This window comes from Salmonella sp. 32082101201600294FB01SM01, assembly GCF_017572865.1.
GTDB lineage: Bacteria > Pseudomonadota > Gammaproteobacteria > Enterobacterales > Enterobacteriaceae > Salmonella > Salmonella enterica.
This window is the reverse complement of record NZ_JAGESB010000008.1, coordinates 41,104-54,519: the sequence shown is the minus strand read 5'-3', so window position 1 is coordinate 54,519 and position 13,416 is coordinate 41,104. Positions and strand designations below refer to the sequence as shown.

11 protein-coding genes are annotated in these 13,416 nt (G+C 54.0%); 9 read left to right on the top strand and 2 right to left on the bottom strand.

Translation table 11 applies throughout. The annotated features are described in order from the left end of the window. Positions 1-229 precede the first annotated feature (229 nt). Both glmU and glmS read left to right on the top strand, forming a co-directional pair. A complete protein-coding gene (gene glmU, locus J4645_RS21435; RefSeq protein ID WP_023214829.1) occupies positions 230-1,600 on the top strand; it encodes a bifunctional UDP-N-acetylglucosamine diphosphorylase/glucosamine-1-phosphate N-acetyltransferase GlmU in 1,371 nt (456 codons plus the stop codon). Positions 1,601-1,788: 188 nt separating this feature from the next. After that, positions 1,789-3,618 (top strand): glutamine--fructose-6-phosphate transaminase (isomerizing), encoded by a 1,830-nt coding sequence (gene glmS, locus J4645_RS21430; protein WP_000334059.1) that lies wholly within the window; start codon positions 1,789-1,791, stop codon positions 3,616-3,618. 150 nt (positions 3,619-3,768) lie between these two features. Here glmS and J4645_RS21425 read toward each other — a convergent pair whose 3' ends face one another. Further along, the gene (locus J4645_RS21425) at positions 3,769-5,526 is read right to left on the bottom strand and encodes an SgrR family transcriptional regulator (protein WP_023214828.1); all 1,758 of its coding nucleotides are present in this window, start codon (positions 5,524-5,526) and stop codon (positions 3,769-3,771) included. 94 nt (positions 5,527-5,620) lie between these two features. On the opposite strand from J4645_RS21425, the gene J4645_RS21420 reads away from it, so the two are divergent. The 7 genes from J4645_RS21420 (at position 5,621) to phoU (ending at position 12,652) form a co-directional block, all read left to right on the top strand. Continuing rightward, a complete protein-coding gene (locus tag J4645_RS21420) occupies positions 5,621-6,439 on the top strand; it encodes a shikimate 5-dehydrogenase (RefSeq protein WP_000166707.1) in 819 nt (272 codons plus the stop codon). A gap of 48 nt (positions 6,440-6,487) precedes the next feature. After that, positions 6,488-7,861 carry a fructose-specific PTS transporter subunit EIIC gene (locus tag J4645_RS21415; RefSeq protein WP_000162546.1) on the top strand — a complete coding sequence of 458 codons (1,374 nt, stop codon included), beginning with the start codon at positions 6,488-6,490 and terminating at the stop codon, positions 7,859-7,861. Positions 7,862-8,026: 165 nt separating this feature from the next. After that, entirely contained in the window at positions 8,027-9,067 is a 1,041-nt protein-coding gene (gene pstS / locus J4645_RS21410) for a phosphate ABC transporter substrate-binding protein PstS (RefSeq protein ID WP_000867131.1), read from the top strand. A 135-nt stretch (positions 9,068-9,202) separates the two neighbouring features. Next, a complete protein-coding gene (gene pstC, locus J4645_RS21405) occupies positions 9,203-10,162 on the top strand; it encodes a phosphate ABC transporter permease PstC (protein WP_000741630.1) in 960 nt (319 codons plus the stop codon). Further along, entirely contained in the window at positions 10,162-11,052 is an 891-nt protein-coding gene (gene pstA / locus J4645_RS21400; RefSeq protein WP_023214827.1) for a phosphate ABC transporter permease PstA, read from the top strand. The genes pstC and pstA overlap by 1 nt, the downstream gene beginning before the upstream one ends. Before the next feature lie 86 nt (positions 11,053-11,138). Next, positions 11,139-11,912 carry a phosphate ABC transporter ATP-binding protein PstB gene (gene pstB / locus J4645_RS21395; protein WP_000063118.1) on the top strand — a complete coding sequence of 258 codons (774 nt, stop codon included), beginning with the start codon at positions 11,139-11,141 and terminating at the stop codon, positions 11,910-11,912. Positions 11,913-11,926: 14 nt separating this feature from the next. Further along, positions 11,927-12,652, top strand: coding sequence for a phosphate signaling complex protein PhoU (gene phoU / locus J4645_RS21390; protein WP_000377800.1), 726 nt, complete (start codon positions 11,927-11,929; stop codon positions 12,650-12,652). Between the two features lie 94 nt (positions 12,653-12,746). On the opposite strand, the gene yieH is transcribed toward phoU, so the two are convergent. Continuing rightward, the gene (gene yieH, locus J4645_RS21385; RefSeq protein WP_000078081.1) at positions 12,747-13,412 is read right to left on the bottom strand and encodes a 6-phosphogluconate phosphatase; all 666 of its coding nucleotides are present in this window, start codon (positions 13,410-13,412) and stop codon (positions 12,747-12,749) included. Positions 13,413-13,416 lie beyond the last annotated feature (4 nt).

Sequence of the window (13,416 nt, the reverse complement as noted above, 5' to 3'; positions counted from 1 at the left end):
ATTTATGGAGTAAAAAAACAGCAAAAACATCGGGCTACGTTGCCAATACGCGGGTGTTTTTACTTTTCAGGAGACAAGAGGCGCGGTAATGAACGAAAATGATTCATTAGCAGGCGGGGATGTTATCCCGGTGAGCGTTTTATCCTTCTTCCATTTTACGATGAAAAAAATGTAGTATTTTCAACGTGAAACAGTATAAATTCGTTCTCAAATTACAGTCAGGACGCGTATGTTAAATAGTGCTATGAGCGTAGTGATCCTTGCCGCAGGTAAAGGCACGCGCATGTATTCCGATATTCCTAAAGTGCTGCACACGCTGGCGGGTAAACCCATGGTGCAGCATGTCATTGATGCAGCAACTAAATTAGGGGCCGCACAGGTTCATCTGGTCTATGGCCACGGTGGCGAGTTGTTAAAAAAGACCCTGAAAGATGACAAGCTGAACTGGGTGCTTCAGGCGGAACAGTTGGGAACAGGTCACGCAATGCAGCAGGCCGCGCCCTTCTTTAGCGACGATGAAGATATTTTAATGCTTTACGGCGACGTGCCGCTGATTTCGGTTGAAACCTTACAGCGCCTGCGCGATGCCAAACCGCAGGGTGGTATTGGGTTATTAACCGTGAAGCTGGACGATCCGAGCGGCTATGGCCGTATTACGCGTGAAAACGGTAAAGTGACCGGCATCGTTGAACATAAAGACGCCACTGATGAACAGCGTCAGATCCAGGAAATTAACACCGGTATTCTGATCGCCAACGGCGCGGACCTGAAACGCTGGTTGTCTAAGCTGACTAACAATAATGCGCAGGGTGAATATTACATCACTGATATCATTGCGCTGGCTTATCATGAAGGACGGGAAATCGCCGCGGTGCATCCGGCTCGCATCAGCGAAACGGACGGCGTGAATAACCGTCTACAGCTTTCTCGTCTGGAGCGTATTTACCAGGCCGAACAGGCGGAGAAACTGCTGTTATCCGGCGTTATGTTGCGCGATCCGGCTCGTTTTGATCTGCGCGGTAATCTGGCTCACGGGCGTGATGTGGAAATTGACGCTAACGTTATCATCGAAGGTAACGTGACGCTCGGTCACCGCGTGAAGATCGGCGCGGGGTGCATTATTAAAAACAGCGTTATTGGCGATGACTGCGAAATTAGCCCATACAGCGTGGTGGAAGATGCGCATCTGGAAGCGGCCTGCACCATCGGCCCGTTTGCTCGCCTGCGTCCCGGCGCAGAGCTGTTAGCGGGCGCTCACGTCGGCAATTTTGTTGAGATGAAAAAAGCGCGTCTGGGTAAAGGTTCTAAAGCCGGCCATCTGACCTACCTGGGCGATGCGGAAATTGGCGACAACGTGAATATCGGCGCGGGGACCATCACCTGTAACTATGATGGCGCGAACAAATTCAAAACGGTTATTGGCGACGATGTGTTTGTCGGCTCCGATACCCAACTGGTGGCGCCGGTTACTGTTGGTAAAGGGGCTACCATCGCCGCAGGGACTACCGTCACCCGTAATGTAGCCGACAATGAGCTGGTATTAAGCCGCGTGCCGCAGGTGCATAAGCAAGGCTGGCAGCGTCCGGTGAAGAAAAAGTGATTTTGTAGGCCGGATAAGCGTCAGCGCCATCCGGCAGACCGGAGATGAGAGGATAAAATAATCCTCCGCTCCATGAGCAGTACTTATAAAAATAACCCCACTCTCTACAAGGCTCGGGGCGCCCGCAACGACGGGCATACAGGTCAGCGACAACGCATGGCGTAATGCCATAATCAGGAAATAAAACTATGTGTGGAATTGTTGGCGCTATCGCGCAGCGTGATGTAGCTGAAATCCTTCTCGAAGGTTTACGTCGTCTGGAATACCGCGGATATGACTCTGCCGGTCTGGCCGTGGTTGATGCAGAAGGTCATATGACCCGTCTGCGTCGCCTCGGTAAAGTCCAGATGCTGGCTCAGGCAGCGGAAGAACATCCTCTGCATGGCGGCACCGGTATTGCTCACACGCGTTGGGCGACGCACGGTGAACCTTCAGAAGCTAACGCGCATCCGCATGTTTCTGAACACATTGTGGTGGTGCATAACGGCATCATCGAAAACCATGAACCGCTGCGTGAAGCATTAAAAGCGCGTGGCTATACCTTCGTTTCTGAAACCGACACCGAAGTGATTGCACACCTGGTAAACTGGGAACTGAAACAGGGAGGTACTCTGCGTGAGGCTGTTCTGCGTGCTATCCCGCAACTGCGTGGTGCGTACGGTACAGTGATCATGGATACCCGTCACCCGGATACCCTACTGGCGGCACGTTCTGGCAGCCCGCTGGTGATTGGCCTGGGTATGGGCGAAAACTTTATCGCTTCTGACCAGCTGGCGCTGTTGCCAGTGACTCGTCGCTTTATCTTCCTTGAAGAGGGCGATATCGCTGAAATCACTCGCCGTTCGGTAAATATCTTCGATAACACCGGCGCGGAAGTAAAACGTCAGGATATCGAATCCAATCTGCAATATGACGCGGGCGATAAAGGTATTTACCGCCACTACATGCAGAAAGAAATCTACGAACAGCCGAACGCGATCAAAAACACCCTTACCGGGCGCATCAGCCACGGTCAGGTGGATTTAAGCGAGCTGGGACCGAACGCCGACGAACTGCTGTCAAAGGTTGAGCATATTCAGATCCTCGCCTGCGGTACGTCTTACAACTCCGGTATGGTTTCCCGTTACTGGTTTGAATCGCTGGCAGGTATTCCGTGCGACGTTGAAATCGCCTCTGAATTCCGCTATCGCAAATCTGCCGTGCGCCGTAATAGCCTGATGATCACACTCTCCCAGTCTGGCGAAACGGCAGATACCTTAGCGGGCCTGCGTTTATCCAAAGAATTGGGCTACCTCGGATCGCTCGCCATTTGTAACGTGCCGGGCTCTTCGCTGGTACGTGAATCCGATCTGGCGCTGATGACCAACGCGGGTACGGAAATTGGCGTAGCATCTACCAAAGCCTTTACCACCCAGTTAACCGTGCTGTTGATGCTGGTGGCGAAACTGGCGCGTCTGAAAGGTCTGGATGCGTCCATTGAGCATGATATCGTGCATGGCCTACAGGCGCTGCCGAGCCGTATTGAGCAGATGCTGTCGCAGGACAAACGTATCGAAGCCCTGGCGGAAGATTTCTCTGACAAACACCATGCGCTGTTCCTGGGGCGTGGCGATCAATATCCGATTGCGCTCGAAGGCGCGCTGAAGCTGAAAGAGATCTCTTACATTCACGCGGAAGCCTATGCTGCAGGCGAGCTGAAACACGGGCCGTTGGCGCTGATTGACGCCGATATGCCGGTGATTGTGGTGGCGCCGAACAACGAACTGCTGGAGAAACTGAAATCCAACATCGAAGAAGTTCGCGCACGTGGCGGTCAGTTGTACGTCTTCGCCGATCAGGATGCGGGTTTTGTGAGCAGCGACAACATGCACATCATCGAGATGCCGCATGTGGAAGAAGTGATCGCGCCTATCTTCTACACCGTTCCGCTGCAACTGCTGGCGTATCACGTGGCGCTGATTAAAGGCACCGACGTTGACCAGCCGCGTAACCTGGCGAAATCGGTGACGGTAGAGTAAGTACAAATGTTGCACCAGGCAGAAGGCCGTCGACAGACGGCCTTTTTTTGTGCGCTGTGACAGGCGCTGTTCTTTCTCTATGGTGGCTGAAGAGCGACTAAGAGGTGCTACGCCTGCCTGCGCTACGGGCACCCGGTCACATTCTCTTCTTTAAGGCCCTGGCTCAATCCAGGTGGATCGGAAATCAAACCACCCCAGGTTATTCAGGTGGATCCCCCTGGCCCGGTCGGGGCTTTTGAGTCGCATCCAGTGGTGAAAAAGCGGCTGTAGCCAGCCTGAACGGGTGGTTTCCCTGACCAGTTGTTCCGCGCTGATGGTTTCGGCATGCCACTGGGTTTCCCATTGGGCCAGCAGCGCATCATCCCCACCGCTGATGGCGTGGCGCAGTAAAGGGGAGCCCAGCAGCCATGTACCGACGTTCCACTCTTCGGGAATGGGGAAATTGACCGTCCCCAGCCAGAGATCCACATTGGCTTTGCCATTCGCCCAGTCATCATAATTCAGCTCCACGCCCTCAAGTAAAATGCCCTGCTGGCGCATGATCTCTTGCATGATATCCAGGAGCATCGGAAATTCAGGGTGCTGATCGTGATAGGCCAGACGCAGTTTTGCGTAGGGCGACGACGAGATAAAAGGTGAACAGGCTGGGCCCGCCTCAATAGTATGAAACCAGGAGGACAGTAGGCTGCCGCCCGGTACCCAGAAGGGGCGAATTGCCTCACTCAGATGCTGGAGTAAGGCGTAAGGGCTGAGTGTTTCCCGCAGCCAGCGGCGATGTTCGGCGGTATGCCAGTGCGGGGAGCGGCTGTCGCATAATAAAAAATATCCTCCACGCTCAAGAAACATCTCGCGCAGGTTGTCAGAAGGTTTGCCTGATACCTGGCTAAGCCGTCCGGAAACGTAATCCTCATCGCTCAGGCTGGAGCTGAGCCAGGCTGCCGTGTCGTTATCCGACAGCGATTCCGCCAGGTTGTCTGTCTCCGTTAAATTCGGCCAGATAAAGACCTCCACTTCATCCAGCAGCCCACGCAGACCGAAATAGTGGTCAAAGGCCTTCATTTGCAGATGAAAGCCATTGTTTTCCACCACCTCATAAGGGCCAGTCCCCACAGGATGTGCCGGGAAATCAGCGCGTTGTGTATGGTCAGGCGGTAGGATCATGGCATCAATATGGCTGAGCAGCAGCGGCAGTCGGTTATCCGGGTGCGCCAGCGTAATTTCAAGGCTCAGCGGCCCGGTGGCCTGAATGGTCTGCAAGTGCGAGAACAGCGGCAGCTTAGCGCTGCGGGTCAGTGAAGCGATAACCGCGTCGATCGTCAGCTCCTGGCCATCATGCCAGAGGACGGCGGGGCGCAGATAAAAACGCCAGCGCAGCGGATCAATCTGCCGCCAGTGGTGGGCAAGATCGGCTTCGACTTCACCTTTTTCCTCATTTATGCGCGTCAGGCCGCTAAAAATCTGCCTGACCAGATGCTGCTCAGAGCGACGCAACGGTATGCCGGGGCACAGCGACGGCATTGTCCGATAATAGGGGATGCACAGCCGCTGATAGTCTGCCCGCACGCTATAGCCCAGCTTTGAACGCAGCAGTTGCGCCACCTGGTGCTTATTTTTACCCAGCAGCTGAATGGCCTGATCAATATGACCAGACTCCAGTAACTGCTCCGCCTTTTCGCTTAACAGCTGTTCTGGTTTATAGCGCAGGTGAAGCCGGGCGCGATGCCCACGTCCGGCCTGTGATTGCCAGATGAGCCACTTTGCCTCCTGCATCTGAAGCAACAGATTACGCATATGCCGCCGGGTGCAGAACAACACATCCGCCAGCTCCTGTAGCGTCACGCTAACGGGCTTGTCGCCATAGTGCTGGAGTAGCTTTAAGTATTTTTGTTCAGTGTGCCGGGTTGTCATAAAAGGTGAAATTTCCCGAACGGGAATGAGCAATTTTTAATATCCCCTTTTTAGCCGATGATTTTCTCTATCGCAACTTCTATGAGGATTCATCATGACAAAGCGCATTAATAAAGATACTCAGGTCTGCATGTCCCTGGCGGCACGCCCGAGTAACTTCGGTACACGCTTTCACAACTATCTGTACGAAGCGCTGGATCTCAATTATCTCTACAAAGCCTTTTCGCCGACCGATCTTACGCAGGCCATTAGCGGCGTGCGCGGGCTGGGGATCCGTGGGTGCGCGATCTCTATGCCATTTAAAGAAGCCTGCATTCCGCTGGTGGATGAACTGGATGCTTCCGCTCAGGCCATTCACTCAGTTAATACCATTGTGAATACCAATGGCCATCTGAAGGCGTACAACACCGATTACATTGCAATAGCTCGCTTGCTGGCGAATTACAAGGTCTCTCCCGACCTGGTGTTTGCTTTGCGTGGCAGCGGTGGTATGGCAAAGGCGGTGGCCTGCGCGCTGAAGGATGCGGGGTTTACCCGTGGTTATATTGTCGCGATTGATGAAGCGTCAGGTAAACAACTGGCCGAACTCTATGGCTATGAATGGCGCCCGGATACCGACGGTATTGAAGCCGATTTGTTAATTAACGCCACGCCTATCGGAATGGCTGGCGGTAATGATGCCGACAAACTCTCTTATTCCGAACAAGAAGTGGATAAGGCGAGCGTTATCTTTGATGTGGTGGCGCTACCGCCCGTCACGCCGCTAATCCGCTACGCCCGTGAATGCGGTAAAACCGTGATTACCGGTTCCGAAGTGTTTGCTATTCAGGCCGTGGAGCAATTTGTCCTTTATACCGGGATTCGCCCGGATGACGCACTGTTCCAGAAAGCCGCGGCCTGGTCACGTCTGTAACATTTTTTCCCGCTTTTTCTTTAAATTAAAAGAACAGGGTACCCTACTATGACTAAAAAAATTGTTGCTGTGACGGCCTGTCCGACGGGCGTCGCCCATACCTTTATGGCGGCAGAAGCGTTGGAAATTGAAGCCCGCAAGCGTGGTGACTGGATCAAGGTTGAAACCCGCGGTTCCGTCGGGGCGAAGAACACGCTGACCGCGGAAGAGATAGCGCAAGCGGATGTGGTGATTATCGCGGCGGATATTGAACTGGATCTGTCAGGCTTTGTTGGCAAAAGACTCTATCGCACCAGTACCGGCGCGGCGCTAAAAAAGAGTGCGCAGGAAATGGATAATGCTTTCAATAGCGCCGAGGTCTATCAGGGGAGTGCCGGGCGCTCTTCTTCAGCTGGTAAAACAGAGCTACCCGGCGTTTATAAGCATTTAATGACCGGCGTATCCCATATGCTTCCTTTGGTGGTGGCGGGAGGGTTGTGTATCGCGCTCTCTTTTGTCTTCGGTATCCAGGCCTTCAATGAGCCGGGCACGCTGGCGGCTGCGTTATTTCAAATCGGCGGTAAGGCGGCCTTTGCGCTGATGGTGCCGGTACTGGCTGGGTTTATTGCCTTCTCAATTGCCGATCGTCCGGGTCTGGCCCCGGGGCTTATTGGCGGGATGTTGGCCAGCCTGTGCGGCGCTGGTTTCCTGGGTGGGATTGTGGCCGGTTTTCTGGCCGGTTACAGCGTACGGTTTCTGGCGCAAAATATTAAGCTGCCGGCGTCGATGGAAGCGCTTAAACCTGTGCTGGTTCTGCCGCTACTGTCTACGCTGATTACCGGCCTTATCATGATTTACGTGGTGGGTGGCCCCGTTTCTGCGGTGATGGAGGGGCTGACGACGTTCCTGGGGAATATGACCTCTACGAATGCTATCTTGCTGGGAATGTTGCTGGGCGCAATGCAAGGTTTTGACCTTGGCGGGCCGGTGAATAAAGCTGCGTATACCTTCGGCGTTGGTTTACTGGCTTCTCATTCTTATATGCCAATGGCGGCTATTATGGCGGCAGGGATGGTACCGGCATTAGGAATGGGCGTCGCAACCTGGGCGGCCAGAGCGAAATTCAATGCCGCTGAGCATGAAGCGGGTAATGCATCTTTTATCCTGGGGCTGTGCTTTATCTCTGAAGGGGCGATTCCCTTCGCCGCGCGAGACCCGATGCGCGTCATCCCTTCCACGATGGTCGGTGGCGCAATCGCCGGGGGACTGTCCATGTATTTCGGTTGTACACTGATGGCGCCACACGGCGGCCTCTTTGTCCTGGCGATCCCGCATGCGGTGGAACATGTGATGCAGTACCTGCTCTCGATTGCCCTGGGCACGATTGTCTGCGGCCTGATGTACGCGCTATTGAAACCGTCTGTGGTTGCGCAAACAGTTTAATTCATCTCCCCCTGCAGGCTGGTCTGGTGTCTCCCCGGGCCAGCTTTTTTATTTCCATTGTCATCAAACCGTCATAATCAAGACATATAACTGTCATCAATTTGTCCTATTTTGCTCATCGTAGCAACTCAAACAATGATTTACCGAAACCGTGCAGGAGACATTATGAAAGTTATGCGTACCACTGTCGCAACTGTTGTCGCCGCGACCTTATCGATGAGCGCGTTCTCTGCCTTTGCAGCAGCAAGCCTGACAGGTGCCGGTGCAACGTTTCCTGCACCGGTGTATGCCAAATGGGCGGATACCTACCAGAAAGAAACCGGTAACAAAGTCAATTACCAGGGGATAGGCTCTTCCGGCGGCGTGAAACAAATCACCGCGAATACCGTTGATTTTGGCGCTTCCGATGCGCCGCTGTCTGACGAAAAACTGAATCAGGAAGGCCTGTTCCAGTTTCCGACTGTGATCGGCGGCGTGGTGCTGGCGGTGAATATTCCAGGCCTCAAATCCGGCGAACTGGTGCTGGATGGTAAAACGCTGGGTGACATCTACCTCGGTAAAATCAAAAAGTGGGATGATGAAGCCATCACCAAACTGAACCCAGGCGTGAAGCTGCCTTCTCAGAACATCGCTGTGGTGCGTCGCGCTGACGGTTCCGGTACCTCCTTCGTGTTCACCAGTTACCTGGCGAAAGTCAACGACGAGTGGAAGTCGAAAGTGGGCGCGGGTTCTACCGTGAACTGGCCAACCGGCCTGGGCGGTAAAGGTAACGACGGCATCGCGGCATTTGTACAGCGTCTGCCAGGCGCTATTGGCTACGTTGAGTATGCGTATGCCAAGCAGAACAACCTGGCCTACACCAAACTGGTTTCTGCCGACGGCAAACCGGTAAGCCCGACGGAAGAGAGCTTCTCTAATGCGGCGAAAGGCGCAGACTGGAGCAAAACCTTCGCGCAGGATCTGACCAACCAGAAAGGTGACGATGTGTGGCCAATCACCTCCACCACCTTTATCCTGGTCCACAAAGCGCAGAAGAAACCTGAGCAGGGTGCTGAAGTGTTGAAGTTCTTCGACTGGGCCTACAAAAATGGCGCTAAGCAAGCGAATGATCTGGACTACGCCAGCCTGCCGGATAACGTTGTTGAGCAGGTTCGTACCGCCTGGAAGACCAGTATAAAAGACAGCAACGGTAAGGCGCTGTATTAATTAACGAATTGGCGGATGGCGCTACGCTTATCCGCCCTACGGTTTCGACCGCAGGCCCACGTTGTAGGCCGGATAAGCGTAGCGCCATCCGGCAGGGGCAACGTCGTAAAACGCGTTTAATGGAAAGAGTAATTTATGGCTGCAACCAAGCCTGCTTTTAACCCGCCGGGTAAAAAAGGCGACATGATTTTCAGCGCGCTGGTAAAACTGGCTGCGCTGATTGTGCTATTGATGTTGGGCGGTATTATCGTCTCATTGATCATCTCCTCCTGGCCAAGTATTCAGAAATTTGGTTTCTCATTTCTTTGGACTAAGGAATGGGACGCGCCAAACGATATCTACGGCGCACTGGTGCCCATTTACGGCACGCTGGTGACCTCCTTTATCGCACTGCTGATCGCCGTTCCGGTCAGTTTCGGCATTGCCCTGTTTTTAACCGAGCTGGCGCCAGGCTGGCTAAAGCGTCCGCTCGGCATCGCCATTGAACTGCTGGCGGCAATTCCCAGTATCGTGTACGGCATGTGGGGGCTGTTTATCTTCGCGCCGCTGTTTGCGACGTACTTCCAGGAGCCGGTCGGCAATATTCTTTCCAACATTCCTTTTGTCGGCGCGCTGTTCTCCGGCCCGGCGTTTGGTATCGGCATTCTGGCGGCGGGCGTCATCCTCGCCATCATGATCATCCCCTACATTGCGGCGGTTATGCGCGACGTCTTCGAGCAAACGCCGGTAATGATGAAAGAGTCCGCTTACGGTATCGGCTGCACTACCTGGGAAGTTATCTGGCGCATCGTGCTACCGTTCACCAAAAATGGCGTGATCGGCGGCATTATGCTGGGACTGGGCCGTGCTCTGGGTGAAACGATGGCGGTCACTTTTATCATCGGCAACACCTACCAGCTCGACAGCGCGTCGCTGTATATGCCGGGCAACAGCATCACTTCCGCACTGGCGAACGAATTCGCTGAGGCGGAATCGGGTCTGCACGTGGCAGCGTTGATGGAACTGGGGCTGATTCTGTTTGTGATCACCTTTATCGTCCTGGCGGCGTCTAAGTTCATGATTATGCGTCTGGCGAAGAACGAGGGAGCACGTTAATGGCTACGCTTGATATGCAGAACACCGCGCAGCTCGCGGAATCCCGTCGCAAGATGCAGGCGCGTCGCCGCATGAAGAACCGTATCGCACTAACGCTCTCAATGGCGACGATGGCATTTGGCCTGTTCTGGCTGATCTGGATTTTGATGTCCACCATCACGCGCGGCATTGATGGTATGTCGCTGGCGCTGTTTACCGAAATGACGCCGCCGCCGAACACGGCGGGCGGCGGGCTGGCGAACGCCCTGGCAGGGAGTGGATTATTGATTCTCTGGGCTACCGTATTGGGTACGCCGCTGGGGATTATGGCCGGGATCTATCTGGCGGAATATGGCCGTAAATCCTGGCTGGCGGAAATTATTCGCTTTATTAACGACATTCTGCTTTCCGCGCCGTCAATTGTTGTGGGGCTGTTTGTTTACACCATCGTGGTGGCGCAGATGCAGCACTTCTCTGGTTGGGCTGGGGTGATTGCGCTGGCGCTGTTGCAGGTGCCGATCGTTATCCGTACCACTGAAAACATGCTCAAGCTGGTGCCGGATAGCCTGCGTGAAGCCGCCTACGCGCTGGGTACGCCAAAATGGCGAATGATCTCTGCGATTACGCTGAAGGCGTCTATCTCCGGAATTATGACCGGTATTCTGCTGGCCATTGCCCGTATCGCCGGGGAAACGGCGCCATTGTTGTTTACCGCGCTCTCGAACCAGTTCTGGAGCACCGACATGATGCAGCCTATCGCCAACCTGCCGGTGACCATCTTTAAATTCGCGATGAGCCCGTTTGCCGAATGGCAACAATTAGCCTGGGCGGGCGTGCTGATTATTACCCTGTGCGTACTGCTGCTGAATATTCTGGCGCGTGTTGTTTTCGCGAAGAAAAAACACGGTTAAAGACATTGTAGGCCTGATAAGCGTAGCGCCATCAGGCATTATTTTACGGCGTGGCGGATGCGGCGCTGGATGAGGAAAAGAGTGAAATGAGTATGGTTGAAACTGCCCCGAGTAAGATTCAGGTTCGTGATTTGAACTTCTACTACGGCAAATTCCATGCCCTGAAGAACATTAATCTGGATATCGCGAAGAATCAGGTAACGGCATTTATCGGGCCATCCGGCTGCGGTAAATCAACGCTACTGCGTACCTTCAATAAAATGTATTCGCTTTATCCGGAGCAGCGCGCGGAAGGTGAAATTCTGCTGGATGGCGACAATATTCTCACCAACACCCAGGATATCGCGCTACTGCGCGCAAAAGTGGGGATGGTATTCCAGAAGCCGACGCCGTTCCCGATGTCCATCTATGACAATATCGCCTTTGGCGTGCGTCTGTTTGAGAAGCTGTCTCGCGCCGATATGGACGAGCGCGTGCAGTGGGCGTTGACCAAAGCCGCATTATGGAACGAAACCAAAGATAAATTGCACCAGAGCGGGTACTCTCTCTCCGGTGGTCAGCAGCAGCGCCTGTGCATTGCGCGTGGTATCGCTATTCGCCCGGAAGTGTTGCTGCTGGATGAGCCATGTTCAGCTCTGGATCCGATATCCACCGGGCGTATTGAAGAGCTGATCACCGAGCTGAAACAGGATTACACCGTGGTGATCGTGACCCACAACATGCAGCAGGCGGCACGTTGCTCCGATCATACGGCGTTTATGTACCTGGGCGAGTTGATTGAGTTCAGCAACACGGACGATCTGTTCACCAAGCCCGCGAAGAAACAAACAGAAGACTATATCACCGGTCGTTACGGTTAATTCAGGAGTGCGTAATGGACAGTCTGAACCTTAATAAACATATTTCCGGCCAGTTCAACGCAGAACTGGAAAGCATCCGCACTCAGGTAATGACCATGGGCGGCATGGTGGAGCAGCAGCTTTCTGACGCTATCACCGCCATGCACAACCAGGACAGCGAGCTGGCGAAGCGCGTGGTAGAAGGCGATCATCAGGTTAATATGATGGAAGTCGCCATCGATGAAGCCTGCGTGCGTATTATCGCCAAGCGCCAGCCGACGGCGAGTGACCTGCGTCTGGTAATGGCGATTATCAAAACCATCGCCGAACTGGAGCGCATTGGCGACGTGGCGGATAAAATCTGCCGTACCGCGCTGGAGAAATTCTCCCAGCAGCACCAGCCGCTGCTGGTCAGCCTGGAGTCGCTGGGTCGCCACACCGTGCAGATGCTACACGACGTTCTGGATGCGTTCGCGCGGATGGATCTCGATGAAGCGGTGCGCATTTATCGTGAAGATAAGAAGGTTGACCAGGAGTACGAAGGCATCGTGCGTCAGCTGATGACCTACATGATGGAAGACTCGCGCACGATTCCCAGCGTGCTGACCGCGTTATTCTGCGCGCGCTCTATCGAGCGTATCGGTGACCGTTGCCAGAATATTTGCGAATACATCTTCTACTTCGTGAAGGGGCAGGATTTCCGTCACGTGGGCGGAGATGAGCTGGATAAGCTGCTGGCGGGGAAAGATCCGAAAGAGTAAATCTCATTCTTTTGCCCGGTGGCGCTGCGCTTACCGGGCCTACAGGTACAGATGCTGTAGGCCGGATAAGCGTCAGCGCCATCCGGCATTTCAGTTAACGCGTAATCTCCCACCCGCGCGCTTTCCACAATCCCGGCAACTGCGCCAAATCGGTAAACGTCGTCACGTTAGGGTGATCGATCGGCTTGTTATGCGGATCGGCGCAGAAATAAAACACTTCCATTCCCGCTGCAATTCCTGACTGCGCGCCTGCGCTGGAATCATCCACCAGAATACACTTCTCAACATTGACCTTCATGGCGTTCGCCGCATGGAGCATCAGCGCCGGATCGGGCTTCCAGCGTTGAATATCGTAACCGCTAAACAGCAAATCGGGAAAATGATGCAACATGCCCAGTTTACCCAGCGAATGCTGCATCTTACTGACCGGCCCGTTGGATACCACGCACATGGGCGTCTTAATGCTCTCCAGCAGGGTATTTGCGCCCGCGATCGCTTCCAGTTCGGTATCGAACAGGCGCGCAACCTCGGCGCGATACACGGGTTCCAGCTCCGCCTTTGCCAGCGCAACGCCATGCTCTTTACTGATGGTATCGATAATTTCGTAGAGCTTTACGCCTTTAAAGCGTCTGAATACTTCCGTGAGCTCAAGCGTAATGCCGAACTGCCGGAACATAGTGACATAGGCGCGCGAGCAAATTACTTCACTGTCGACCAGCGTGCCGTCACAGTCAAAAAACACTGCTTCGATTTGGGACATGTCA